The organism is Cryobacterium sp. TMT1-66-1, assembly GCF_004403435.1.
Taxonomy (GTDB): Bacteria; Actinomycetota; Actinomycetes; order Actinomycetales; family Microbacteriaceae; genus Cryobacterium; species Cryobacterium flavum.
The window spans coordinates 31,040-56,517 of record NZ_SOGP01000009.1; the positions used below are offsets into that span (position 1 = coordinate 31,040).

Below are 25,478 nucleotides of genomic sequence, written 5' to 3' on the forward strand. Positions count from 1 at the left end.
GGCCCGCCACGAGCGCTTGTCTGCCTTGATTCTGTCACCCCGGCGGTGCCGCAGAACGTTATCCGCGGCCGACCCAGCGATCCATTGACCGGTAAACGCCGAAAACACGGCCGGCGACGGCGTCCCACGCGGTCAGCGGCAACACGCCGCGGAGCACCTTCGACAGGTTCACCGTCCACGGCAGTAACAGCTGCGGCTTGCCGGCGAGCATCGCCCGCCAGACCCGATCCACCACGTATTCCGGCGTCATCAGTGGGGTGAGCAACGGCCCGCGAGCCCCCGTGAACATGCCGGTGTCGATGTAGCTCGGGCACACCGTGGTCACCTTGACCTGCCCGTGGCCCTGCTGCACCAGTTCGAGGCGCAGCGAATCGCTCCAGCCGATCAGGGCCGCTTTCGAGGCGGCATAGACACTCATACGGGGGGTGCTGAGGGTGCCAGCGGCCGACGCGATGTTTACGATGCGTGATTCGCGGTATCCGCTCGCAATCATCGCCGGCAGAAACTCGCGGGCGATGTACATGGGCGCGAGCGCATTGATCTGCATCGTCGGGCGGGTGTCCGCGCCGTTGTCGTGCTCCCAGAAATACTTGCCGCGCACGATTCCGGCGTTGTTGATGACCACGTCGGGGTCGCCGACCTCGGTGCGCACCCGCTGCGCCGTCTGCGCGATGGCCCCCAGATCGGCGATATCGACAACGTAGGGCGCGATCGTCGTGCGCCCGTTAGACCGATCGTTCAGGATGGCGGTGGTCGCCGCGAGCGCGGCACCGTCGCGATCCCAGAGAATGACCGTTTTCGCCCCCTCGGCGACAGCGCGCTCGGCATACAGGCGGCCCATTCCCATGGCTGCTCCGGTAATCAGCACGCGGGCTCCGGCGACGGTTCGACTCATACTCCCATCATGCCGCCTGCGGCGGCCTGGCGGGACTACGCTCGATGCAGCGCGCGATTGCGGCAGACCGGGGGAAGGTGCGTATGGACTTTCGAACCCTCGCGATCATCTCCGTGATCGCCCTGCTCGGGCCGCTTTTGGCTACACCGCGCCGCTGGAACATTCCCGTCGTGATCGGCCAGCTCGCCGCCGGCGTGATCGTCGGCCGCACGGGTTTCGGCCTCATCGACGCGACCGACCCCACGCTGACTCTTCTAGCGGATGTCGGATTCGCGTTGATCATGTTCGTGGCCGGCACGCACGTGCCGGTTCGCGCCGGGGCGATTCGCGCCGCCCTCGCGACCGGCCTGGTAAGGGCAATTCTCGTGACCGTCTCGGCGACCGCCCTCGGCGTGGCGATCGCGATAGTCTTCGGAACCCAGCATGCACCCCTTTATATAGTGTTGCTCGCCTCCTCGTCCGCCGCGCTCGTGCTGCCGCTCATTCACTCGCTGGGGCTGCGCGGCCGATCGATGCTCGAGCTGACCGCGCAGGTCGCGATCGCCGACATCGCAGCGATCGTGGCCCTGCCGCTGGCCATCGACCCGCCCAATGCCGGCCGCGCCGCCCTCGGCGCTGCCGCTGTCGCGCTTCTGGCCGTGGTCATCTACTCTGTGTTGGCCAGGCTGGAACGCAACGGCTCTCGCGTAAAGCTGCACAAGCTGTCGGCCAATCGCAAGTTCGCCCTCGAGCTGCGCATCCAACTGGCCATTCTGTTCGCCCTGTCGGCCGTGGCCGTGTTCAGCCACGTCTCGGTCATGCTCGCCGGCTTCGCTTTCGGCCTCGCCGTCGCTGCGGTCGGCGAACCGCGCCGCCTGGCCCGCCAGCTGTTCGCCCTCGCCGACGGATTCTTCGGGCCGCTGTTCTTCGTCTGGCTCGGCGCCTCGCTCGCGCTGCGCGACCTCGCGGACCACCCAGAGATGATCGTGCTCGGCCTCGTGCTCGGTGTCGCCACCCTGCTCACCCACGCGACCACCCGCGTGCTCGGACTCCCCCTGTCGTTCGGTCTGCTCTCGGCGGCCCAGCTCGGCATTCCGATCGCAGCGGCAACGATCGGCACCCAGTTGCGCGTGCTCGCCCCCGGGGAGGCAGCGGCCCTGCTGCTGGGCGCGCTCGTGACCATCGCGGTGACCGCGGTGGCGAGCGGATGGGCCAAGCCGCGCGCGGCATCCGTTTCGCCGGCCTGACCGGCAGCCGACCAGCGCGAGGCAATCTCCGATAACCTCGCTGTGAGCCTACTGACGGCTCAACGTGGGGGACACAGTGAAACTGAAGCTGACCGTTGGCAGACTGCCGGACGGCGACACCGACGTGCTCGTCACTGCCGATGTGATGGCGACGATCGGCGAAGTCGCCCGAAATCTGGTACTCGGCCAGCCCGGAATCTCCCCGAACGACGACGCAGCCCGGCGCAACAGCGCCCCACTCACCCTGCGCGTGCGGTACCCCAACAACCCGGTGCTGCACGTGCTCGATCCCTTGGCGACGGTGAGCGATGCCGGTCTCAGCTCGGGCTGCTGGGTGGAACCGATCCAGCCCAGCGAGGCCGATCCGAGCGACACCTTCCTGTACCAGCGTGCTGCCACCGCGTCGATCCTGCGCGGCCCGCAAGCCGGCTCGCAGTTCGCCCTCGTAGCCGGACGCAACGTCGTGGGACGTGGCCGCGGCTGTCGAATCCAGTTGATCGACGAGACGGTCTCTCGCACGCACGCCACGATCGACATCGGCACGACCATCACCGTCACCGATCTTGATTCGGGCAACGGCGTCTATATCGACGAGCGTCGGGCCGGGTCGGGCACGGTGACCGCAGCGAACGTCATCTCGATGGGCGACACGGTTCTCGCCGTCGCCCTGGAGCCGAGCTTTCGAGGCCTGGCGCCATCGGCCCGACCGGAAGCCGTGGTCGAATTTGCACGCTCACCGCGCGTTGACGTGCGTTTTGTCGCCCAGAAGCTTGCCGCGCCGGTACCACCTCAGCGCCTGGAACCGCAGAAATTTCCGATTCTCGCCGTGATCGCCCCGCTCGTCATGGGCGGTGTTCTGTTCGCGGTCACCCGATCACCGCTCAGCCTCGTCTTCATCGCGCTGTCCCCCCTGATCATGATCGGCACCTGGGTCGACACCAAGATCACCAACCATCGCAGGAAGAAAGACCAGACGGCGCAGTTTGACGCAGCGATTGTGGCGCTGAAAGCCAAACTCGTCACCCAGCGCGAGCGCGAAGTGTTGATTCGCAACGCGGAATCACCGAGCACCGCCGAGATTTACGAGGCCATGGTGGCACGCAATGCCGTGCTGTGGACGCGTCGCCCAGAACACCAGACATTTCTGGAAGTGCGGCTCGGTCTCGGTACCCAATCGAGTCGTATCACCGTGGATGTGCCCAGCCGCAATGACTCGGACGAGCGCTTTTGGACCGAGCTCGACGAGATCAACGACGCCAACCTGACCGTGCCGCGGGTGCCGGTGCTCGAGACCTTCGCCCGGGCCGGCAGCATCGGGGTCTCCGGCAGTGAGCTCTGGTCTGAAGGCGTGCTGCGTTCCATCATTGTGCAGCTGTGTGGCCTGCACTCGCCGGCCGACCTGGTGCTGACCTGCTTCGCCAACCCGGACAACCAGTACGAATGGCAATGGCTCAAGTGGATGCCGCACATCGGCTCGGTCTACAGCCCACTCACGACGAGTCATCTCGCGGCCGATCCGGCCTCGAGCGGCCACCTGCTCGCCCAGCTCGAAGAGCTCGTGGCTGAACGCCGGGCCGCGCGACCGGGCAGGGCGGGCATCCGTTCTCATCTGCGCGAAGACGCCGACATCGATGAACTGCACGGACAGGCGGTGCAGGCCCTGCCGGTCACCCCGGTCGTCATCGTTATCGTCACGAGCGACAGCCAGGTGGATCGTGGACGGCTCGTCGCACTGGCCGAGGACGGCCCCGATGTGGGCGTGCACCTGCTCTGGCACGCTGCCACGGTCTCCGACCTTCCCGCCGCCTGCCGCACCTATATTGAGGTTCAGCCCGACGGAATCGGGGTGGTCGGATTCGTGCGCACCGGCACCCGGGCCGACGTCAGCCCGCTCGAGGCTATTTCGGGCCAGGATGCCGCCGTGGCCGCCCGACTGATCTCGTCGGTCACCGACAGTGGCGCACGAGTTCTCGATGAGAGCGACCTGCCCACGTCGGTGCCCTACCAGGAACTGCGCACCGAGAATGTGATCTCGTCGCCGGAGGCCGTCGCCGCGTTGTGGGAACGCAGCGACAGCATTACCGCGCGCTGGCGCGACCACCCACCGACCGAAGCCGGCACACTCAGCGGCATCGTCGGCCAGGGCGCCACCGGCGTGCTGCGGCTGGACCTGCGCGAGCACGGTCCGCACGCCCTCGTGGGCGGCACGACAGGGTCGGGCAAAAGCGAGTTTCTGCAAACCTGGATCATGAGCATGGCGAGCGAACACAGCCCGGATCGCGTGACTTTTCTGCTGATCGACTACAAGGGTGGCGCTGCGTTCGCAGAATGCACCCAGCTGCCGCACACCGTGGGCCTCGTTACCGATCTGAACACCCACCTGGTACGCAGAGCACTCACCTCGCTGCGAGCGGAGTTGCATTACCGGGAGACCCTGCTCAACGAGAAGGGCGCCAAGGATCTCGTGAGCCTGGAGAAGCGTGGCGACGCGGACGCCCCGCCGTCGCTGATCATCGTCATCGACGAGTTCGCCGCGCTGGTCGGTGAAGTTCCGGAATTCGTCGACGGAATCGTGGACGTGGCCCAACGCGGGCGCTCCCTCGGGCTGCACCTGATCATGGCCACCCAGCGGCCGGCCGGCGTGATCAAGGACAACCTGCGCGCCAACACCAACCTGAGGATCGCCCTCCGCGTCGCCGACGAGTCGGACAGCCAGGACGTGATCGGCGGCAAGGACGCCGCCGGGTTCGACCCGGCGGCACCGGGCCGCGGTGCGGCAAAGCTCGGCCCTGGCAAGCTCATTCATTTTCAGACCGCTTATCTCGGCGGCCGCAGCAAGGGCACGGCAAAACTCCCCGATATCGACATTGCCGACTTTCCGTTCGAGGTCGGTCAGACCTGGTCCATCGACCTGGCAGCACCGCCCACTCGCCGGGAAGCACCTCGCGACATTGAAAACATGTTGAATTCCATTCGCACGGCCGGAGCAACGCTCGGGTTGGCAACGCCGCGCAAACCCTGGCTCTCGCCACTGGAGGCGGTGCTGGATTTGGCGCAGATCGCATCCGCTGATGGGCCGTCGATCGCACTCGGCATGCAGGACGAACCCAGCCAGCAGCGGCAGAGTTCGTTTCGGTTCGACCCGGACAATCAGGGAAACCTGGCCGTTCTCGGCACCAGCGGCTCAGGCAAGAGCACCGCGCTGCGAACGCTGCTGCTGTCGGCCTCGCGCGAATCCGAGCGGTACCCCGTGCACATCTACGCGATCGACTGCGCCGGGGGCGCCCTGAGCATGCTCGCCGCGCTGCCCACCGTTGGCGGCATAATTTCGGGCGAGGACAGCGAACGGGTCGAACGCCTGATGCGGCAACTCGTCGCCACCGCAACCGAACGCGCGGTCCGCTACTCCGCACTGCCGGCGTCTACCCTGTCCGACTACCGACAGGTGAGCGGCGACGTCGCGGAACCACGCATCTTCGTCGTCATCGACGGCATGGCGAACTTTCGCAGCAGCTACGAGTTTCGAAGCGGCGACACGACGTTTGCCGCGCTCGCCCAGCTGATGAGTGTGGGACGGCAGGTGGGCATCCACTTTATTCTGAGCGCGGATCGCTCCGGGGTGATCCCCACGGCGCTCAACGCCAATATTCAGCAGAACATCGTGCTGCGCCTGGCTTCGTCGAGCGATTATGGCATTCTCGGAGTGCCCGCGGACATTCTCGAAGACGCACCGGCCGGACGCGCCGTCATCGACGGCGATGAGGTGCAGATTGCGGTGCTCGGCGGTTCGTCAAGCCTCGGCGAGCAGTCGGTGGCGGCCCAGCAGCTCGGGGATCGGCTGCGTCAAAGCGGTGTCGCCGCGGCACCCTCGATCGAGCGCCTGGCCGAGCGCATTCTGCTGTCGCAACTCGGCGTGCACGGCAGCCGGGCGGCGATTGGGGTAGCGGATGCCGACCTGCTGCCGGTCGGCATCGCGCCGGAAGGACTGGTCGTGGTCACCGGCCCGTTTCGGAGCGGCAAGACCACCACGATCAAGACTCTTGTGCGCAGTTTTGTCGGCGCGCTGCCGGGCGTCAATACCGTGCTGATCAGCCCGCGACCGGCGAGCGAGCTGGCCGAATTCCGCCCGTGGGGAGCCCGCGCCCTCGGGATCACCGAAGCCGAGACGCTCGCGCGCGACCTCGGTACCGTGCTGCGGGATGGCACCGGAACCTGGCCGACCGGCGGCGCGCCCGGCTTGATCGTCGTCGAAACCGCGGGTGATTTCGAGGGATCGACCGCCGAGCCCGTCGTCGCATCGCTCATCAAAGCGGCGCGAAAAGCCAACGTGTTGATCGTGGTCGAGACCGACCTGGCGACCGGGCCATCCGCCTGGCAGATTCACTCCGAGCTCAAAACCGCCCGCGTGGGGATTGTGCTGCAGCCCGATGAGGGCGACGGCATCGCCCTGTTCCGGGTTGCCTTTCCGCGCGGTAATCGGGCAGATTTTCCGGAAGGGCGCGGCTACCTCGTCGAGGCGGGCCGGGCGACGAAACTGCAGGTGGCCTTGCCCGAGTAGTGGCGGGGTCAGTCGGCGACGATCACGCCATCGGCGAGCTCGGGCACGTCCCCCGGCCACGAGCCGAGGCTGTGGCCAATCTCTGTACTTCCGCCGACTGCCCCCGCAGAGTCCGGCGCACCGGCTCAGGGCCACCGCACCCAAGGCGACCGCGCACACGAGCGCCGTCCAGCGACGAGGCGCCCCGGCTGGTAGCGTTGGCCCCACTGCACAATGCAGCTCTTATGGGGGAGTGTCAAATGGCTAACATGAACGTCTCGTACCAGGAACTTAACTCATCTGCTGACCGCCTTGTGTCGGGCCGCGACGCTATCAACACCAAGCTCGCCGAGTTGCAGAGCTTGATCGGCTCTCTCGTGAGCTCCGGTTTCGTCACCGATAAATCTTCCGGCGCATTCAACGCGTCCTATGAGCAGTTCACGAACGGTGCCCGCGCCACGATCAACGGGCTCGACGGCCTCTCCAACTACCTGCGCACCACGGCCACCACGCTGTCCGAGGTCGACGCGCAGCTCGCCGCACGCCTCTCCCGCTAACCTCTCGATGTCTGGCAGCCGGCGATTCGCGGCGGCTGCCATTGTTTGGAGGAACGAATGTACGGAGACATGTCCGTCGTCAGGTCTGACTCGGCGCGCCTGCGAGCCCGGGGCGACGATGTGCGTGCCCGCGCGCTGGCGATCAAGGCCCGTGCCGAGTCGATGAACTGGAACTCCGTTGCCGCAACAGCGTTCCGCGCCGAAATCGGCGCCACGGCCGATGCTCTCGGTCGGTCGGCTGCCGCACTTGACACAGCAGCGGATGCCCTGTCGAACCACGCGAGGTCCGTCGATGAGGTCAAGGCGCTCATCCACCAAGCCCAGGTGTGGGCGGGTGAGCGGCTCGACGAGGCACGCTCGATCGTCGGCAACGTCGTGAAGGTGGTGCAGGATGTCGCCGAGAATGCCGTCACCGGCTTCATGACGGTGCTCGCGTCCATTCCCGACCAGGTGAAAAACGTCAAGGTTTCCGTTTTGCAAGTGTTCGGCGTTGACGTCGCGCCGCAGACCGTAGCCCGCGCCGAGGACATCGTTCGGGCCGTTCCGAACCGGCCGGTTGACGGTGCCAGGGAGTGGCTCGACGTGCAGTGCACCCTGGGCGGTGCTCGGCGCTAGGCCAGTCGTCGGGCTTCGGTCTCCGCCCTGCCGGGTGCCAACGCCCTGCTCGAACTCAGCCGACCGACAGGGTGGGAACGGCGCCCGGCCAGGCACCCAAATACTCCGGACCATCGAAATAAACGCTGTATTTTTGAAACATGGGGTACTCGACCCCAGCGAGCACGTTCGCCTCGGCTTGCAGGTCGACGGTTCGACCGTGGTTGTACACGATCAATCTCAGGCTCGAGGGCTGACGGTCCAAGGCCGTCGCCCAACCGAGCCGCAGAACGTAGTCGAGAACCCCGGGTGCCGTCGCCGCGGCGTCATCATCGACGTAGACCTCGATGATCATCGACGTGGACAAGCCCGAGGTTGAGCTTCGAACCGTGGCGTCGCGCAGACCGGGAACGGCATTCAGGAATGCGACGGCTTCATCACGGCTGATCCCGGCGGCTGTGCCCGACGGAACCGGCGTAGCGGTGGATGTGGAGCTGAAGGGGGCGAACGTTGGGCTCGAGCAACCGCTGAGCACAACTGCCGTAGCCACGACGGCGATCGTGGCGCCAATCAAACGGTTTCGGATACTCATACTGGGGTCCTCATCGAGTTGCTGCGTAGTCATGCACGGTCACGTCGTCGCCGATAAAAAAATCCTTCGCAGACCCCGTGAACGTGTCGGCATTCGGATTGCCCGAACCTTGGAACTCTCCCGCAGTCACCGCGTACTTGGCAGCATCGTGCGGTTCCGTATGGTCGCCCATCCCCGGGGGGTCAGCGTGCACGGTGACCTGATTGGTCGTTGCGGAGTTGTCTGACCCGTCTCCTGCCGGGACCAGGTCCCCCGTGTGTTCGAAGGAGAGCACGTTGACTCCGGAGGGAATGTCGAAGTTGCCGATCGACGCTCCGGCGGTGACGACATTCGTGATGTTGTAGTGCTGGTTCATCCAGGGGTCGGAGCTCATCAGGCCCGCGGTGATTCCGCCGAGGCTGAAACCGGCGAGCATGACCGGATCGTGGGCTTTCACACCCGCCTGCTCCATGGCTTCCTTGACGGCCGCCATGAGCACGGTTTGATGCTGCGCCATGGACGCCAGGTCGCTCGGCAAATCGTTCGTGGCGGTGCCGGGGGCCAGCCCCCAGTTCTGCGTGCTGGGGATCTGGACAATCCAGTGGTGCACGCCGTCGGGTCCAACACGCTCCACAAGCCGAATGTCAGAGAAGTCATCCGGAGTACCTTCGGGCGAGCCAGCTGGAGCGTCCCCGTTCGTGTCGATCTCGTCGGCTCCCTCGAACAGCGACTTCAGGTCTGACGGCACGATCTGGATTATCGGAAACCCGTCGGAGTCGGTGAATGAAATGGGAGCCACTGTCGGCTCGCCGGTCGCGTCGTCGAAGGCGCCGAAGCGGCCGCCGCCGGCGATGATGCCCTCAACGAGCTGGTCGTAGTTGAGGGGCGGCCACGGTGCGCCGGTCAGGGAAGTCGTTCCGACGATGGCCAGCGGGCCGAGGGTATAGGTAGCTCCGGCAAGGAACCCGGGAGCAAAATTGATGATCGTCTGCACGAGGTCGGTGTGCTCGCCAGCCCAGGCCTGGATCGCTTCCAGATCAGGGGCGCTCGCGAGCAAGGCCGCGAACTCGTCCGCGAGCCGCTGGTTGGCGGCGGTCGCGGCATCCGTTGGTGAGTAGGCAGACGCAAAAGCATTCGCTCCAGAGGTGATGAGCGCACCCGCACCGCCCGGCACCATCACGGTAGCGAGCAGCCACGGGTTCTTCTGCACCTGGTCGCCGATCGCATCCACGGCGGCCCCGGTCGAGTCCGCCACCTCGGTGAGCTGATAGCCCATTTCGACGCCGGCCGCGTAGAGCGCTACCCCACCCGCCACGACCGTCGCCCCGGTGACGACCACGACGCCAACCGCGAAACCGCCCACAAAGTAGAGGCCGTCTGCGGCCGTGGCCAGCGCGGATTCCACCGTCTCATAGGTGACGATGGCGCCGTCGATGAAGAGGTGCAGCACCGCGACCCTGGCCGTCTGCAGGAGGTACACGGCTGCGGCCTGCAGGATCTTGGTCTCAGCATCCGCGAAGGTGGCGGGCGAGAGTATCGCCGATTCGAGCAGGTCACCGCCGGCGGCCACGGCCGCGATCTGCAGACTCTCGGTTGCGAGATAGTCCTGCACCTGCCCGAGCTCCGTCGAGAATGTACGCATGTCCTCGAAGGTCGCGACGAGGGGCGAGGTATTGGTACCGCCGCTGACCGTGAAGTCACTCATGGGCCATCTCCGTAACAGTGATTTCTGCACAGAGGGAGGCGACTTCAGCCCGAATAGCGGCGTACGTCACGGCGGCAATCGTGATGGTTCCGGAGTCGACCACCTGTTCCGCCGTCGGCAGGCCGTCGTCGCCTGCCGGAAGCCGCACTTCCACACTTCGCCAGCCGGCGGCACCGCGCACATAGTTGAGCACTCGCACGGGGATGCCATCCGCTCGCGAGAGCCGAAGCTCGAAACCGGCGTCGAGATCGCCAGCGAGACCCGCGAGTGCCTGCACGGCACCCGGACCACCGACTCGGCGGGACAGCTCCTCCAGCAGGAGCGGGTCATGGGCGCGGAGAACCTCGATGCCGCCACGGCTCTCCGTGAGGGACATCGTCACGAACGGTCCATTGTCGCCGGCCTCCCCACCGGAAGGGACGGCCAGGGCCAGCTTGTCGGCAAGGTCCGGAAACGGCACGACTGCGAACTCGAGGCCGGCCAGGTCGCCGGTCGTTCCGCGACCGTCGGCGATCTCCACGTTCTGTGCCCGCGCGAGCAGCGAGCCGTAACCGCCGCGCGCCGAGGCGACGAGCAGGAGGGTCGACTCTCGTGTCCACGCCGACACCTCGAACACCCAGGCCGGCGCCATGTGCAGCGACAGGAAAACCATGAACGACGGAAGAAGCCAGTCGCCCAGATTCGCGGGAATCGGGTCGCGCGGGACCTCCGCTGTGACCAGGCCTTTGGCGACCAGACCGGCAATCGCCGCCTGCGCCCGCTCCGCGGACTCGGCCGGGTCACGATCGCTGGCCCATTCCTGACGGAATCGCGGGGGTAACCGCAGGGTGGGCACGTGGTCCTGCACGAGGTGCAACTCGTCAGCGGTCAACAGGAACCGAGGCATTGCCGCCCCCGCCCCCAATGATTCACTCACCATCACGCGTCCCCCGTATAGTCCTTCACAGCCTACCGAGAATGCGCGCGCATCTCGGGCCAGTATCCGCTTTGCTGCACACGATCGTCCTGGGCGTAGATAGCAGGCCTGGGAAATGCCCATTCGCGTTTGTGGGCCTCAGACGAACATCAGCACGATGCCGGCCACACCGGCGAGAACACCGATGCCGAGCAGCACCAGGCCGATCAGGCGCAGACCCTTGCCGTCGAGGTCGGGGTCGTGCGTGCGGCACTTCTCGGGCTGGCGATTGCGAAACCAAACGCGTACGTCATCTCCGGGCGCCAGGTGGTGCGTCTCCTGGGTGTCGGCTGAACGCTCGTGCACATCGCCGTCGTTATCAAACCAGCGGATGACCGTGGCCGGGCCCGCCTGCGCTGTTCCCGACGCTGTTGTTCCCCACGCTGCGATCACGGCGGTCGTGCGCGTCCAGCGGCCACTGATGCCGCGCACAGACAGCCCGACGATATAGAGGACTGCACCGATGATGAGGCCGACGAGTGTGAGAATCTCGCTCATGATGCCGGCGAAGTCGAGCGCGTGCACTGCCACCGCCATCCGTTGTCACGTGAGTCGTATATATCGAGGTTCCCTGGCGGCGCAAGCACCACTGGCTAAATCGTATCGTTTCAGGTCAGGCCAGCAGGCCCGTCTAGGCTGAATCCATGCGATTTGGACTCTTTGTACCCCAGGGCTGGCGACACGATCTGGTCGGAATCGAACCGGCGGCGCAGTGGGCCACCATGAGCGGCCTGGCCGCGCACGCTGATGCGGGCGCCTGGGAGTCGATCTGGGTGTACGACCACTTTCACACCGTTCCGGTGCCGAGCGAGCAGGCCACCCACGAGGCCTGGTCGCTCATCTCCGCTTTCGCTGCGACCACGAAACGGGTGCGCCTCGGGCAGATGTGCACCTGCATGAGCTATCGCAACCCCGGCTACCTGGCCAAGGTCGCCTCGACCGCTGACATCATCTCCGGCGGCCGCATCGAGATGGGCATTGGGGCCGGCTGGTATGAGCATGAGTGGCGCGCCTACGGCTACGGGTTTCCCGGCCCCGGCGAGCGCCTCGCTCGGCTCGACGAGGGTGTGCAGATCATGAAGCAGGCCTGGACCACGGGCACGGCGACCCTCGACGGTGTGCACTATCAAATGGATGGCGCGATCTTTCGGCCGCTTCCGTTGCAAGCCGGAGGTCTTCCCATCTGGATCGCCGGCGGCGGCGAAAAAGTGACCCTCCGCATCGCCGCGCAGTACGCCGATTACACCAACTTCGACGGCTCACCGGACGGCTTTTCGCAGAAGAGCGCGCTCCTGGCCGAGCACTGCGTGGCTCAGGGAACCGACTTTGGGCGCATCGTGCGCTCGGCGAACTACAACACCGTGATCGGCGCGACCGAGGCCGAAGTTGCCGAACGGCTGAACGCGATCGAGGCCCGGGTGGCCCCCTATCTCGGCACCGAGGGAGCCGAGAAGTTCATGGCCGAGTATCGAAGCGGCAAGGCGCAGGGCGTTGGCACGCCGGAACAGGTCGTTGAGCGTTTGACCGCCATGAAGAAGCGCGGCCTCGGCTATGCGATCCACTACTTTCCCGAGGCAGCCTACGACCGTTCCGGCATCGAACTGTTCGAGCGCGAGGTCATGCCCGCCCTGAAGCAATCATGCTGACCGACAACGAGGTACCAGCTTGGTGGCGAGGCCTCGGCCTGCCCGGACTGGTCGACCTGCACACCCATTTTCTGCCAGAGCGAATGCTGCGGCGCGTCTGGGCGCACTTCGACGAGATCGAACCGCTGATCGGCCACGAGTGGCCGATCCACTACCGCGACGATCAGGATTCGCGCCTGGCGACGATGCGGCGCCTGGGCGTGCGGCGCTTCACCGCGCTGTCCTACGCGCATCGCCCGGGAATGGCGGCTTCCCTGAGCGATTTCTCCCTCGAACTGGCAGCGGAGCATGCCGATTGCGTGCCGAGCGCCACGTTCTATCCGGAGGACGGCGTGCTCGAGCAGGTGCAGTCCGCCCTCGATCGGGGCGCTCGGGTGTTCAAGATTCACGCCCAGATCGGAGCATTCGACCTGCGCGAGCCCGTGCTCGACCCGGTCTGGGGGCTGCTCGCCGATGCCGGGATTCCGGTCGTGATCCACGTCGGCAGCGGGCCGGTGTCCCGGCCGGGGATCACCGGGCCGGACAAACTTGCGGGAGTTTTGGCGCGGCATCCGCTGTTGACAGCCGTCGTCGCCCATCTCGGCGCCCCGGAATACGGCGAGTTTCTCGATCTCGCCGAACGCTACCCGTGGGTGCACCTGGACACCACCATGGTCTTCACCGATTTCTTCGAGCAGTTCGCACCGTTCGACCCGGCCCTGCTTCCACGGCTGGCCGACCTGCCCGACCGGGTGGTGCTCGGCAGCGACTTTCCCAACATTCCGTACCCGTATGCCCACCAGCTCGAGTCCCTCGAACGCCTGCGCGACCGGGAACCGCGGCTCGACGACGACTGGCTGCGCGCCGTCTGCTGGTACAACGGCTTGCGGCTGATCGGCGAATAGGGCGCCGCGCACCTCGGGCAGTGCCTCAATCAGGACACGTTCTGAAAGGTCTGACCGGCCCGAACGATGGGCCCGAGACCCCAAGGTTTCTGCAAGTCCTCCCTCATAGCGTGACAAGATCCACCAGACCGCTTTAGAGGGATAGGGTTTGGTCCAGCTCCTCACTCAGGAGCAGGACCAAGCCGTATTTTGGCGTCCCTGTGCAATATTGCCGTTACCAGCCATAGGATCCGTCTTGTGGTTATGACGAGCACTGCCCATCTACTCACTACGCCGAATTCGAGGACGACCATGACACCGACCGCCGATCTCTCCCGCCGCGCCGTTATCTTGATCGGGAGCGCGGGCACCGCTGCTGCGCTTGCCGGCTGCTCGACCGTATCGTCCACCGGGCTGGAGGCTGGTGGCCCGTCGACGGCGCCCACGGGCGGGAGCGCGCCCCAGGAGCTTGCCAAACTTGCCGACATCCCGGTCGGCGGCTCCATTTCGGCCACCCTGGACGGGAAGCCGATTCTGGTTTCTCAGCCGACCGACGGTAGCGTCATTGCCTTTAGCGCCATCTGCACGCACCAGGGTTGTGTCGTCAAACCCGGGGGCGGCGAATTCGATTGCCCGTGCCATCAGTCACGCTTCAACGGGGCAACCGGAGAGGTGATTGATGGCCCCGCGCCCTCGCCGCTGGAAAAGATTGCGGTGCGCGTCGCCGGCGGCGTCGTGCTCGCCGGTTCGTGACCATCCGAGGGTGAGCATGAACATCCACAATGGTCTGCCCGGTCAAGAAGGTGATTGTTTATGTGGGAGATCTGCGGATCCAGCGCGGGACAGGCGCCCCAAGAGGTACGCGGAGCGGGCTACCGACTCGTCTGAGTCGATACCCTGGCTGAGAGTATCCCGTCGCTAGCCGTCGTTGCTTCCGTTGCCGTTGCCGTTGCCGTTGCCGGAGTCGGAGTCGGAGTCGGAGTCGCCACTATCGGAGTCGTCCTGGCCGCTGTTCTCGTCTGCCTCGGGGCCGGAATTTGTCCCGTGGCCCGAGCTTCCGCTGTCGTCGACAGTATCGTCGACGCCGGAGTTGCTGCCTTCCGGTCGTCCGTCGCTGTCATCGGGAGCGTCGGTGACGTCGTCACTGCCGTTGCCCGATCCGATGCGTCCGTCGCTGTCGTCGGGCGCGGCGTCGTGGTTATGGTCCGAAGCAGCTTCGGTGGCTGCTGGCGCGGGCGCCGGCTCGTTGGCCATGTCCACACCGACCCCTGCAGTCGAGCGGGGGGAAACGGTGACTGCTTCCAGCTTGGTATGCGCCGCGCGCGCGATGCCGTTTTGAACCGACTTAATAAGTTCATCGCTGAGGAGCGGGCCGGTGTAGGTCACGTCGAGCTCACCGGCGCGGAGGGTGGTGGTGTAGTTGCCGAGCGCGTCCGACAGAATGCCTTCCCGGGCGATGGACTCCTCCAGTGCGGCAGGGCTGGTCGCCCGAACCGCGAACCGGAGATCGTGTACCAAGACCTCGGCGACGTGGTAATGGTCCACCCCGGAAACCACCGGGTCCTGGAAGTACGCACGGTTGACCAGTTCCCCGGCTTCGGCAACGGTACCCCCCATCGGCAGGGCCACGATCAGCTCCGGCACCAGGTGCTCGAGCGAGGCGGGGTCGAGCACGTCGGGAGAGATGTCGGACAGGTTTATCTGGCTCTCGTTCGCCGCATTATCGAGCACTATGCGGAGGGCGGCGAGATCGGCGTCGGGAGTCGAGTGGATTGCGATCACCACCCGGCGTCGAACCATCAGCCCGTCGTAGGTCACGGTAGGTCGGTCGTTGCCCGCATCGGTACCCGTCTCAGCGGAGCCGATCAGTCCGGCCGAAACGGGAGTGGTTGTAGGAGGCGTCGCCACGGCGGTGCATCCGCTCAGTGCGAACGCGATCAGCACCGCCGTAACCATCTTGGTGACGTTGTTCATCTCAGGTTCCCGCCGCAAACCCCGGCCGATACACCGGCGGATACGAATTCATGGGGGTGGTGTCCACGACCGGATAGTCCGAGCTGACGGGGTCGTTGTTTCGCCAATCCCCCACCGAGAACTGCACCATCATGTCGTGATCTTCGTGCACCAGGTTGTGGCAGTGCACCATGTACCGCCCGCCGGTGTGGGCACCGGTGTTGAACTGCATCAGCAAGGTGATGGACTCGTTCTCTCCCGCATAGAAGACGTCTTTTGGCCCGCCCTCCCAGGGGAACGGCTTGCCGCCGTTGGTGTTTCGGGCGATGATCTTGGCGTCGATCAGGTGAATGTGCACCGGGTGGAACCAGCCTCCTGACTCGTTCGTGATGGTCCACTGCTCAACGGAGTACGGCTGGGGGCTGGCGAAGCACCGGGAGAACCCGGATGCCGCCACGTCCTCCCAGGTCTCCCCGTTGATGGTCCATTCTCCGCCCTGGCGCTGCACTCGAAGTACCCGCTTCGCCACCGCCATCTCCGGGCTCAGCTTCATCACGTCGAGGCCGCCGCGCTGCGGGTTTGCCGAGCCGCCGTCGTCGAGCGTTGTGGGGGTGGCGGAGATCGACCCGGCCGTGGAACCCGAGTCGGCCACCACCTGGAACCGCATGATCTTGTTCGTGTTGGCGTAGCTGACGTTGTTCTTGTTACTCAGGTTGCGCATCTCGATCATCTGGCCAACCCTGTACTTGCGGAAGTCGATCAGGATCTCGTAGCGCTCCGCCGTGCCCTGCCGCCAGGACTGCACCGCCTCCACCTTGGGCGTCATGCCGCCGTCGGTGCCCACGACGTAGAACGGGTCACCGGTGGACAGTGTCGGTCGATAGGAACGTGTGATCGAGGCCACGAGCACTCGAAAGCGGTAGATGCGCGGCTTGACCTTCATCGTCGGCCACGGTATCCCATTGACCATGATCACGTCACCCCACAGACCCGCGTGGCCGTTGTCGTTGAATCCCAGAGAGCCGTCGGCGTTGAACATTGCGTCCGAGATCATCAACGGCACATCGAACTCGCCCTGAGGCAGCTGCGCCTGCTCGTACTGGTCCGACAGCGGGTAGAAACCCGCGAGCCCTGAATACACGTTCTGGCTCGTGACCAGGTGGTTGTGGTCGTGGTACCAGAGCGTGCGCGCCGACTGCCAGTTGGGGTACATATAGTTCTTGACTTTGCCCGGGGCAGTGAAGTCGTTGGCGTACCCGTCGTACTGGGGCAACGACGCCGAGCCGTGCATGTGGGTGACGGTGTTGAACGCCGCCGGGTGCAGGAGCCCCGTTGCCGGCAAAGCGTTACGGATGCGTATCTCGGTTCGCGTGCCCTGTCGCACCCGAATAGTCGGGCCCGGAAAAACACCGTTGTACCCCGCCAGCGTGGTGGAGAGCCCCGGAAGGATCTGCGCCTGCGCGAGCTTCTCGGTGAGGGCGAATTTAGCGAATGGCCGAGCCGGGTCGCCATCATCGAAGCCCGTGGCGTAAGGCACGAGCTCGGGCGGGCGGCGGAACACGCCCCGATACGGGACCGGCATGTTCGCGGGCGCGAGCAGGCTGGGGGTGGGGACCGGGTCCGACATCCTGGCCATGCCGAGGGCACTCATCGCACCGACGGCGCCCACTGCGCCAAACTGCAGTACTTCCCTACGTGTCGTCATAAACACTCCAGAGTGGTGCGTCGAGATGTTCACGATGAAGAATGCCGTGGCGGCCTTGTGGAAACCTTGCGCTGGGGTGGAGCTTAGGCAAGTGGCCCGTTGCGCTGATTTATTTGGGGGCCAGACCTCGGTGCCGTCCACTCTGACCATCTCGCGCGGCGTCGGCACGCCGGAACAGATGGTGGAACGACTGACCGCGATGAAGAAGCGTGGCCTCAACTACGCGACTCACTATTTCCCGAGGCACCCTACGATCGGTCGGGCATCGATCTGTTCGAGCGCGAGGTCATGCCCGCCCTGCTCTGAAGCGATCGCGATCGGCGGGTGCCCCTATGTGAGGGCGACCCTCAGCACCCGTTCGAACTCGGGGAGGTCGTTCTCGACGGTGTCGCGAATCATGGCCAGATCGATGTAGGCATACCCGTGCGCGATGCGATTCCGGGTCGCCCAAATGATCTTCCAGTCGTCTCCGAAGTGTCGCTCGCGGAACTCACTACCGGTTTCAGAGACCGCTTCGATGGCGGAGGCCAATCGAAGGCTGACGGCATCGGCGATGGTCTCATCGGCGAGGTCGCCCCTGGCGAGGTGTCGTTTGAGTACGTCAATATGATCGAGTGCGTCCCGCACGAGCTCGTCATCGGACCTGCTCATAGCGGTACGGCCTCCGTCAGCACGCGTTCGGCGAGGTGTTCGCGAAGACCTCTGGCCGGCACGACATCGACTTTGGATCCGAGCAGATCGCCAAGCTCGCGTTCCAATCGAGCCAACGCGAACAGTCCTGTTCCTGGCGCAATGTCGGCCATCAGATCGATATCGGACTCCGAGGTATCGGTGCCGAGGGCAACACTCCCGAAGACGCGGAGGTTCGTAGCTCCGCGAGCGGCGGCCAAAGCCACTATCTTGCTGCGATTTCGTACCACCACCCGCCCGCGGCCAGACCTGCCCTGAAACCGCTGAAGTCGAGAGACCTCGGGCTGGCTACGGCCGATGGCTGCTGCGACCTCGCGTTGTGTGAGTCCCGCAGCAAGACCCGACCGAACCGCATCCACTAGCAGGCGTCGCGAGCGTTCGTGTAGCTCGTCGGCTGCGTGGGCTTGTGCGCGTAGCCGAGTGACGGTGTCTTGATCGTCTGACATATAGCACATGCTATCAACGACGCAGCTGCGGGTGGCAGTTGTCTGCATTCCAGTCAGTGGCGGGGAGTAGAAAACCGCTCAGACCGGATGACAACCCACGACGTAAAACCCGTCCCCCGCTACCGTGCGGCGCGGTAACCGGCGCGCTGCTTGGGACTGAGGTGCTCGGTGGCGTAGCTGAGGGCCGTGCGCGGCATCTGCGCGGCGTGCTGGTCGAGAAATGCGAGCAGCAGGTTTCGGTCGATGCGCTTGCCGACCTCGCGCAGCATCCAGCCGACGGCTTTGTGCATCAGCGGCTGCTTGTCGTTCAGCAGGAGCGCGGCGAGCTCGAGCGTGGTGCTCGCGTCGCCACGCATGATCAGGCCGAGCGTGCCGACCATCGCCACGCGGCGCTCCCACAGAATGTCGCTCTGTGCCAGCTCGGTGAACACGTCGCGCGAGAGATCAAACCGGTACTCACCGAGCAAGGTCGGAGCTGAGCAGTCGACCAGATCCCAGTTGTTGACCCGGCCGCGGCCAAGGGCCCTGAGGTAGGCCTCGGCCAAACGCGTGCAGGCCGCATCGCCGCGGGAGGCGGGCTTGCTCGCCCGCTTGAATTGGGCAACCAGAATCAGCAGTCCAGTCATGCGGTGCTCGTGCAGAACTGCGGACATTCTCGATCGGTGCGGGCGCACCTGCTGCACAGAGCGCGTATCGAAGGGTGCGGTGCACGACGACGGCGAGCAATATCCGCAGTTGTGTACCGCCACTCCGGTAAGAAGTGCGCGAACGGGGCCAATGCGGCGATTCTCAGCGCGAAAACCCGGCCAGGCACGTTATTCGTTGCGAAAAATCGCAAGAAAACGCCGCGCGGCGCCCGATATTCTGAAGTAACGTCTATTTTCGGCGCGCACGCCCGCCGCAACCGCGGCACACACTCGAATCGGAGGTTCCCATGTCGATATCTGTTGAAAAAACACACGTAGCTAACGCTCTGGTCGGAGAGCCCGAGGTTCTCGAAGACAACTTCGCCAAGCACCCCTCCTGGCTCAGCCTCAAGGCAGCCGCGACGGCACTGCAGGGTGTGCAGTCGCAGAACGGGTCGATCACCGACGCCGAACGGCACACGGATGCCGCAGCATCCGTTTCGCGCATCACCGCAGCCATCACCGACCTCGCGCCGCACTTTGCGCACGACGCCGCGTACCTGGCAGCCCTGGTCACGGACTTCGATCGCTGGGTGTCGGAGGAATTCGGCGTGCCCGACTTCTACGACTCCCTGATGGCCTTTCAACCGCAGCAGCACCGCGTGAACGGGCTGCGCCACCTCGTGGTGTTCCCGATGTACACGCAAAACGGCAGCGCCAACCGCCTGGTTGAAGCCGTGCTGATCGAGGTCATCTGGCCGGAATTCGTCGGCGAACTCGAGGCCGGGTACACGAACAAACTGTTCGTGCCGATTCGTTTTCTCGACTTCACCCCTGGCTACGACACCAACTCAGCCGTGCTGTTTCCCGAGACGGTCGCCATGCGCGAAATTCCCACGTTCACCTGGGGGGCGATCTTCGCCGACCGTGAAGCCGCCCGTTTTCGCCGCGTCGTGCGCGCGGCAGCCGACATCACCCGGCTCGAGCTACCCGCCGACGCCGCCGCGCTACTGGGCGACCAGCACCTTACTGAAGAAACCTTCGTGATGTGGGACCTCATCCACGACCGCACGCACATGCGCGGGGATCTGCCGTTCGACCCGTTCATGATCAAGCAGCGCATGCCGTTCTTTTTGTATTCGCTCGAGGAGTTGCGCTGCGACCTGACCGCGTTTCGTGAATCGGTCACGATCGAAGGCAGTGAGCTGGCAAGCCCCGAGGCGCGTCGGCACGCGAAACTGGTGCAGTACGCGGTCATCTTCGACCGCATCTTTCGGTTCGCGATCACCGGCAACCGGGTGCGCAACTATGACGGCCTCGGCGGTCAGTTATTGTTCGCTTGGATGCACCAGCACGGTGTGCTGCACTGGACCGACACCCGGCTCACCTTCGATTGGGACGCCGTTCCCGAGGTGGTCATTGCACTCGGAGCGCAAATCGACGAGCTCTATTGGTCGTCGATCGACCGGCCGAAGAAGGCACACTGGCTCGCGGCCTACGAGATGATCTCGAAGACCCTCACGCCCAACCCCGCGTCGACCTGGGCGCGCGGGCTGCCGCTCGACGTGCTCGCCGGCGCACCCAAGGGCTACACCGACCAGGTTCTCGACGACGAATTTCCGCTGTCGATGTTCTTCGAAGCGCTCGAGAAGAAGATGCGCACGGTCATCGAATCCACGGCCGGCATCACCGGCAGCGCGGTCGACTGATGAGCGCCAGTCCGGCCGTCGCTGGTCGCACCGTGCTGATCGCCGGCGCGACCAGCACGGCCGGGCTGGCCGTCGCGCGCTCACTCGCGGATGCCGGCGCGCACGTGATTGCCGTCGGCTCCGCTCGAGCACGCCTCCAGTCGGTGCTCGACGTCGCGCCGGACGCCGCGTTGTATGAGTGCGACCTGACTGATTTTGCCGCAGTGACCGCTCTGGCGGCCCAGCTCTCCCCCATCGACGGTCTCATCCACCTCGTCGGCGGCTGGCGCGGCGGCGGGGGCCTCGCCGGCCAGACTGATGAGGACTGGGATTTTCTGCACTCGCACGTGGTCACCACGCTGCGCAATACCACGCGGGCTTTCAATGCCGACCTGCTGGCCTCGTCGGCCGGGCGGCTCGCCATTGTCTCGAGCGTGTCGGTCGACCGGCCTCTAGCTGGCGGCGCAAACTATGCGGCCGCGAAGTCCGCGGCCGAAACCTGGGTACGTGCGGTCGGTCAAGGATTTGCGAAAGCCGGCGACCGGGCGGCGGCCGTGATTTTCGTCGTGCGTTCGCTGGACGGGCTCGAGACCGAGCTTGCGGCGCGGGTGACCGGCTTGTGGGACGAGGCGGCGGCATCCGCTAATGGCAGCCGTGTGCTGCTCGCGTCGGAGGATCCCGCTAGCGTGTAGTCATGAGCACCGCCGACTCCCACCCCTACGACGAGTGGCGGAGGCCCACCCCGAGCGGGCCGAGCCTGCGTAAGGACCTGTGGGTCGCGCTGGTTCTGGCCGCCGCGACCGCCCTGAGCGTGTCGCTCACCCGTACCTCCGGCATCTTCGACGAATCGCCGGTCTGGCACGTGGTGCTCTGGGTCGCGCTCATCGCCCTGCCGCTCGCGCTGCGGCGTCGCTGGCCCGAAGTCGTGGCTCTGACGGCCTCGGTGGTTTTCGCCGCCGGCGCCATGCTCGAAGCCAGCGACATGCTGTTCTCCAATATCTGCCTCTATATTGCTCTCTATTCGGTCGGTGCCTGGAGCCGCCACCGCATCGCCGCCAAGTGGGTGCGGGTCGCGATCGTGGCCGGCATGTTCATCTGGCTGTTCGCGCAGCTGATCGTGCAGGCCAACCAGCTCACCATGATGCCCGACCTCTCGCGCGACGGGTTCTTCTCCCCCTACGCGGCGTTCGGCGTTCTGCAGGTCTTGATCAATCTGGTCTATTTCGGTGCGGCCTGGTATTTCGGCGAATCCGCGTGGACCTCCGCGCGCAACGGCGCCGCCCTGAAAAGCAGCACCGCCGAGCTCGTAGCCGAACGCGAGCGCACGGCCGCCCAGGCCATCACCCTGGAACGGGTGCGCATCGCCCGCGAGCTGCACGACGTCGTCGCCCACCACGTCTCGGTCATGGGCGTGCAGGCCGGCGCGGCCCGACGCATCCTCTTGAGTGACCCCGGGCAGGCGGCCGACGCGCTCACCATCATCGAACAGAGCGCGCGCAGCGCGGTCGACGAGCTGCACACCATGCTCGGAGCCCTGCGTGGCGACGATGCGCCGGGTAGTGAACCCACCAGCCAGAGCAGCAGCACGCGCGGCATCGCCCAGCTCGGCGAACTCGCCGACGAAAGCCGCACCGCCGGCGTTCCCGTGCACTTGTCGATCGTGGGCGATGAACGCGCGATTCCCGCGACGATCGTCCTGAGCATCTATCGCATCGCCCAGGAAGCGCTGACCAACACCCGCAAACACGCCGGCCCCGGCGTCAGCACCGACCTCCGCCTGCGCTACGAAACGGATGCCGTCGAGCTCGAGATCACCGACGACGGCGTCGGCCCGCCGCGACAATTCGCCACGGCGCTGCCCGGCGGCGCGAGCGCCAAGACCACCGGGCTCGGACAGCGGGGCATGCGCGAACGGGTCGCTGCCGTCGGCGGCGAACTGCACCTCGGCGGACGACCGCGCGGCGGCTACCTCGTGCGTGCCCGGTTTCCACTCATAAAACGAGAGAACGCATGAGCGAGCCGGCCGGCATCCGCGTGCTGCTCGTCGACGACCAGGCTCTCGTACGCGCTGGGTTTCGTATCATTCTGCAGTCCGAGCCGGGCATTCTCGTCGTGGGCGAGGCCGCCGACGGCGCCGCCGCTCTCGTTTTGGCCCGAACGCTTCAGCCCGACGTCATCTGCATGGATGTGCAGATGCCCGGCGTCGACGGCCTCACCGCCACCCAATCCATCGTCGACGACCCGTCGATCCACGCCGCGGTGCTCATGCTCACGACCTTCGACCGCGAGGACTACCTTTTTTCCGCACTGCAACACGGCGCGAGCGGTTTCATCCTGAAGAATTCCACGCCCGAGGCGCTGATCGAGGCCGTTCAGGTGCTCGCCCGCGGCGATGCCCTGCTGGCCCCGGACGTGACCCGGCGCGTGATTGAGCGGTGTGTGAACCCGGGTGGGGCATCCGTTTCACCGGTTGCAGCGGTGCCGAGCGAGCTGCAGGAGCTGACCGAGCGCGAGTCCGAGGTCTTCGCGCTGCTTGCCCAGGGCCTGGCCAACGCCGAGATTGCCGCGCAGCTCTTTCTCGGCGAGGCCACCGTGAAATCACACGTCTCCAAGGTGCTGATGAAGCTCGGGCTGCGCGACCGCATCCAGGCCGTTGTCTACGCCTACGAGCACCGCGTGATCGTGCCCGGAGGCGCGCTCGAGGCGTAGCTCCGCCGCCCGGTGGAGACCGGTTCACCCGCCAGGCGGATGCGCCGCCTGAAGGCCCCGCGCTACCGTGAAGGCACACGCAACGAAAGGGCGAGCATGCTCGACATCAGGGGAGTCACCAAGAGCTACGGCATCAGAGAGGTACTCACCGACGTGAGCTTCACTGTCGGGGACGGCCGCATGACCGGCTTCGTCGGCGCCAACGGCGCCGGTAAAACCACGACAATGCGAATCATTCTCGGCGTACTCTCGCCGGATACGGGCACCGTTTTCATCGACGGCGTGCCGGTCACCGCGAGCGACCGCCGCCGGTTCGGCTACATGCCCGAAGAGCGCGGCCTCTACCCGAAGATGAAGGTCGCCGAACAGCTGGTGTACCTGGCGCGCCTGCACGGGCTGACGCCGGCATCCGCTCGCCGCAATACTGCCGACCTGCTCGAGCGTCTCGGGCTCACCGAACGCGCCGGCGACACCGTCGAGTCACTCTCGCTCGGCAACCAGCAACGCGCGCAGATCGCGGCCGCGCTCGTGCACGATCCCGAGTTTCTCGTGCTCGATGAGCCATTCTCTGGCCTCGACCCGCTCGCGGTGGAGGTGGTGATGAGCGTGCTCGCCGGCTACGCCGCCCAGGGCGCGCCCGTGCTGTTCTCCTCGCACCAGTTGGACATTGTCGAACGGCTCTGCGACGACCTCGTCATCATCGCCGACGGCGAGATTCGCGCGAACGGCTCCCGCGAGGCGCTGCGCGAGCAGCACAGCAGCCCCCGCTTCGAAATTCGTACGCAAGGCGACACAGGTTGGGTCCGCTCGCAGCCGGGCATTACCGTGATCGACTTCGACGGCGACTTCGCCGTTTTTGAAGCCGAAACGGATGCTGCCAGCCAGGCCGTTCTGCAGCACGCGATCACGCTCGGCGCGGTTCACAGTTTCAGTCAGCAGAGGCCCACCCTCGCCACCATCTTCAAGGAGGTCATCGCGTGAACCACGCCACAGGCCCGGTGCACACCGCGCCCACCTTCGCCCAGAGCGTTTGGCTGGTCTCCAACCGGGAGATCACGGCACGCCTGCGCAGCAAGTCCTTTCTGATCGCGACCGGAATTCTGCTGCTCATCTCCGTGGCGTCGGTCGTCGTCGGCAGTCTTCTCAGCCAGAACACGACTCTGACCAAGGTCGCCGTCGTCGGCACGGCCATCAGCGTCGTCGAACAGACCGAAGCCTTCGACATCGTCGAATCCGACACGGTCAAAGAAGCCGAAGCGCTCGTGCGCGACGGCACGGTCGACGCGGCCGTTGTGCCCTCTGGCAGTACCGATTCGCTGCTCGGAATTACGGTGATCGCCCTGGATTCAGCGCCGATCGATGTTCTCGGCACGCTCAGCGTGAGCCCCGATCTGAAGATTCTCGAGCCGGCCTCGCAGAACGGTTTTCTCGCCTACCTCGTTGCCATTGGCTTCGGCATCATCTTTCTCATGTCGGCGACCACGTTCGGTGCCACGATCGCCCAGAGCGTCGTCGAAGAAAAGCAGACCCGCATCGTCGAAATTCTCATGTCGACCATCTCGGTGCGGGCCCTGCTCGCCGGCAAGGTGCTCGGCAACAGCCTGATGGCGTTCGGGCAGATCGTGGCCATCGGATTACTGGTCTCAGTGGGCTTGGCAGTGACTGGGCAACGGGTGCTGCTGGCCGATGTGGGCCCGGCCATCATCTGGTTCGCCGTGTTCTTCGCCTTCGGATTCGTGCTGCTCGCCTCGCTCTACGCGGCCACCGCCTCGATGGTGTCACGGCAGGAAGACGTCGGCTCGGCGACCTCGCCGGTGCTGTTCCTCGTCATGATCCCGTACTTTCTGGTGGTCTTCTTCAACGACAACCCGCTCGTGCTGGCGATCATGTCGTACGTTCCGTTCTCCGCGCCGGTCGGCATGCCGGTGCGAATCTTCCTCGGTGACGCCGAGTGGTGGGAGCCCGTGCTCTCCCTTGTCGTGCTGGCCCTGTCGACGATCGTGGTGATTCTGATCGGGTCGCGCATCTACTCCAACGCGCTGCTGCGCATGGGCGCCCGGGTGTCGCTGCGCGAAGCCCTGCACAAGTAGGGCGGACAGCCAGCCGAATGCG

General features: G+C 65.6%; 23 protein-coding genes. 13 read left to right on the top strand and 10 right to left on the bottom strand.

From position 1 onward, the window contains the following. Positions 1–58: 58 nt before the first annotated feature. Positions 59–895 carry an SDR family NAD(P)-dependent oxidoreductase gene (locus tag E3T29_RS06000; protein ID WP_134344667.1) on the bottom strand — a complete coding sequence of 279 codons (837 nt, stop codon included), beginning with the start codon at positions 893–895 and terminating at the stop codon, positions 59–61. 83 nt (positions 896–978) lie between these two features. Between E3T29_RS06000 and E3T29_RS06005 the strand changes: the two genes are divergently transcribed. From E3T29_RS06005 to E3T29_RS06020, 4 genes are all read left to right on the top strand, one after another. Beyond that, on the top strand, positions 979–2,121 hold the full coding sequence (locus E3T29_RS06005; protein WP_134344668.1) for a cation:proton antiporter: 1,143 nt from the start codon (positions 979–981) through the stop codon (positions 2,119–2,121). A 76-nt stretch (positions 2,122–2,197) separates the two neighbouring features. After that, complete coding sequence (locus E3T29_RS06010) at positions 2,198–6,679, top strand: FtsK/SpoIIIE domain-containing protein (protein WP_134344669.1); 4,482 nt, start codon at positions 2,198–2,200, stop codon at positions 6,677–6,679. Between the two features lie 239 nt (positions 6,680–6,918). Beyond that, positions 6,919–7,215 carry a WXG100 family type VII secretion target gene (locus E3T29_RS06015; RefSeq protein WP_134344670.1) on the top strand — a complete coding sequence of 99 codons (297 nt, stop codon included), beginning with the start codon at positions 6,919–6,921 and terminating at the stop codon, positions 7,213–7,215. 57 nt (positions 7,216–7,272) lie between these two features. Then, positions 7,273–7,830, top strand: a complete 558-nt coding sequence (locus tag E3T29_RS06020) for a hypothetical protein (RefSeq protein WP_134377838.1) — start codon at positions 7,273–7,275, stop codon at positions 7,828–7,830. Positions 7,831–7,885: 55 nt separating this feature from the next. On the opposite strand, the gene E3T29_RS06025 is transcribed toward E3T29_RS06020, so the two are convergent. From E3T29_RS06025 to E3T29_RS06040, 4 genes are all read right to left on the bottom strand, one after another. Beyond that, positions 7,886–8,401, bottom strand: coding sequence for a hypothetical protein (locus E3T29_RS06025; RefSeq protein WP_134344672.1), 516 nt, complete (start codon positions 8,399–8,401; stop codon positions 7,886–7,888). Positions 8,402–8,411: 10 nt separating this feature from the next. Then, a complete protein-coding gene (locus E3T29_RS06030; RefSeq protein WP_134344673.1) occupies positions 8,412–10,085 on the bottom strand; it encodes a hypothetical protein in 1,674 nt (557 codons plus the stop codon). Further along, on the bottom strand, positions 10,078–10,971 hold the full coding sequence (locus tag E3T29_RS06035) for a hypothetical protein (RefSeq protein WP_134344674.1): 894 nt from the start codon (positions 10,969–10,971) through the stop codon (positions 10,078–10,080). The genes E3T29_RS06030 and E3T29_RS06035 overlap by 8 nt, the downstream gene beginning before the upstream one ends. A 168-nt stretch (positions 10,972–11,139) precedes the next feature. Beyond that, the gene (locus E3T29_RS06040; protein WP_233197275.1) at positions 11,140–11,571 is read right to left on the bottom strand and encodes a DUF3592 domain-containing protein; all 432 of its coding nucleotides are present in this window, start codon (positions 11,569–11,571) and stop codon (positions 11,140–11,142) included. A 113-nt stretch (positions 11,572–11,684) separates the two neighbouring features. Between E3T29_RS06040 and E3T29_RS06045 the strand changes: the two genes are divergently transcribed. The 3 genes from E3T29_RS06045 to E3T29_RS06055 all read left to right on the top strand — a co-directional run bounded on the left by E3T29_RS06045 (position 11,685) and on the right by E3T29_RS06055 (position 14,302). Beyond that, positions 11,685–12,686: an LLM class F420-dependent oxidoreductase gene (locus E3T29_RS06045; protein WP_134344675.1), complete on the top strand. Its 1,002-nt coding sequence runs from the start codon at positions 11,685–11,687 to the stop codon at positions 12,684–12,686. Then, positions 12,680–13,570 carry an amidohydrolase family protein gene (locus E3T29_RS06050; RefSeq protein WP_134344676.1) on the top strand — a complete coding sequence of 297 codons (891 nt, stop codon included), beginning with the start codon at positions 12,680–12,682 and terminating at the stop codon, positions 13,568–13,570. Before E3T29_RS06045 ends, E3T29_RS06050 begins: the two co-directional genes overlap by 7 nt. 291 nt (positions 13,571–13,861) lie before the next feature. After that, positions 13,862–14,302, top strand: a complete 441-nt coding sequence (locus tag E3T29_RS06055) for a ubiquinol-cytochrome c reductase iron-sulfur subunit (protein WP_134344677.1) — start codon at positions 13,862–13,864, stop codon at positions 14,300–14,302. 165 nt (positions 14,303–14,467) lie between these two features. Here E3T29_RS06055 and E3T29_RS06060 read toward each other — a convergent pair whose 3' ends face one another. The 5 genes from E3T29_RS06060 to E3T29_RS06085 all read right to left on the bottom strand — a co-directional run bounded on the left by E3T29_RS06060 (position 14,468) and on the right by E3T29_RS06085 (position 18,996). Beyond that, positions 14,468–15,523 (bottom strand): hypothetical protein, encoded by a 1,056-nt coding sequence (locus E3T29_RS06060; RefSeq protein ID WP_134344678.1) that lies wholly within the window; start codon positions 15,521–15,523, stop codon positions 14,468–14,470. 1 nt (position 15,524) lies between these two features. Continuing rightward, positions 15,525–17,207 carry a multicopper oxidase family protein gene (locus tag E3T29_RS06065; RefSeq protein ID WP_134344679.1) on the bottom strand — a complete coding sequence of 561 codons (1,683 nt, stop codon included), beginning with the start codon at positions 17,205–17,207 and terminating at the stop codon, positions 15,525–15,527. Between the two features lie 330 nt (positions 17,208–17,537). Then, positions 17,538–17,858 carry a DUF86 domain-containing protein gene (locus E3T29_RS06075; RefSeq protein ID WP_134344680.1) on the bottom strand — a complete coding sequence of 107 codons (321 nt, stop codon included), beginning with the start codon at positions 17,856–17,858 and terminating at the stop codon, positions 17,538–17,540. After that, positions 17,855–18,343: a nucleotidyltransferase family protein gene (locus E3T29_RS06080; protein ID WP_134344681.1), complete on the bottom strand. Its 489-nt coding sequence runs from the start codon at positions 18,341–18,343 to the stop codon at positions 17,855–17,857. Before E3T29_RS06080 ends, E3T29_RS06075 begins: the two co-directional genes overlap by 4 nt. 119 nt (positions 18,344–18,462) lie before the next feature. Continuing rightward, the gene (locus E3T29_RS06085; protein WP_134344682.1) at positions 18,463–18,996 is read right to left on the bottom strand and encodes a DNA alkylation repair protein; all 534 of its coding nucleotides are present in this window, start codon (positions 18,994–18,996) and stop codon (positions 18,463–18,465) included. Positions 18,997–19,277: 281 nt separating this feature from the next. Between E3T29_RS06085 and E3T29_RS06090 the strand changes: the two genes are divergently transcribed. The 6 genes from E3T29_RS06090 (at position 19,278) to E3T29_RS06115 (ending at position 25,456) form a co-directional block, all read left to right on the top strand. Beyond that, the gene (locus tag E3T29_RS06090; protein WP_134344683.1) at positions 19,278–20,678 is read left to right on the top strand and encodes a DUF6421 family protein; all 1,401 of its coding nucleotides are present in this window, start codon (positions 19,278–19,280) and stop codon (positions 20,676–20,678) included. Further along, positions 20,678–21,349: an SDR family NAD(P)-dependent oxidoreductase gene (locus E3T29_RS06095; protein WP_134344684.1), complete on the top strand. Its 672-nt coding sequence runs from the start codon at positions 20,678–20,680 to the stop codon at positions 21,347–21,349. The genes E3T29_RS06090 and E3T29_RS06095 overlap by 1 nt, the downstream gene beginning before the upstream one ends. A 2-nt stretch (positions 21,350–21,351) precedes the next feature. Further along, positions 21,352–22,671 (top strand): sensor histidine kinase, encoded by a 1,320-nt coding sequence (locus tag E3T29_RS06100; protein WP_134344685.1) that lies wholly within the window; start codon positions 21,352–21,354, stop codon positions 22,669–22,671. Further along, the gene (locus tag E3T29_RS06105) at positions 22,668–23,366 is read left to right on the top strand and encodes a response regulator transcription factor (RefSeq protein ID WP_134344686.1); all 699 of its coding nucleotides are present in this window, start codon (positions 22,668–22,670) and stop codon (positions 23,364–23,366) included. Before E3T29_RS06100 ends, E3T29_RS06105 begins: the two co-directional genes overlap by 4 nt. Before the next feature lie 96 nt (positions 23,367–23,462). Then, positions 23,463–24,347, top strand: coding sequence for an ABC transporter ATP-binding protein (locus tag E3T29_RS06110; RefSeq protein WP_092338769.1), 885 nt, complete (start codon positions 23,463–23,465; stop codon positions 24,345–24,347). Further along, on the top strand, positions 24,344–25,456 hold the full coding sequence (locus E3T29_RS06115) for an ABC transporter permease (protein ID WP_241987674.1): 1,113 nt from the start codon (positions 24,344–24,346) through the stop codon (positions 25,454–25,456). Before E3T29_RS06110 ends, E3T29_RS06115 begins: the two co-directional genes overlap by 4 nt. The last annotated feature ends 22 nt before the right edge of the window (positions 25,457–25,478 follow it).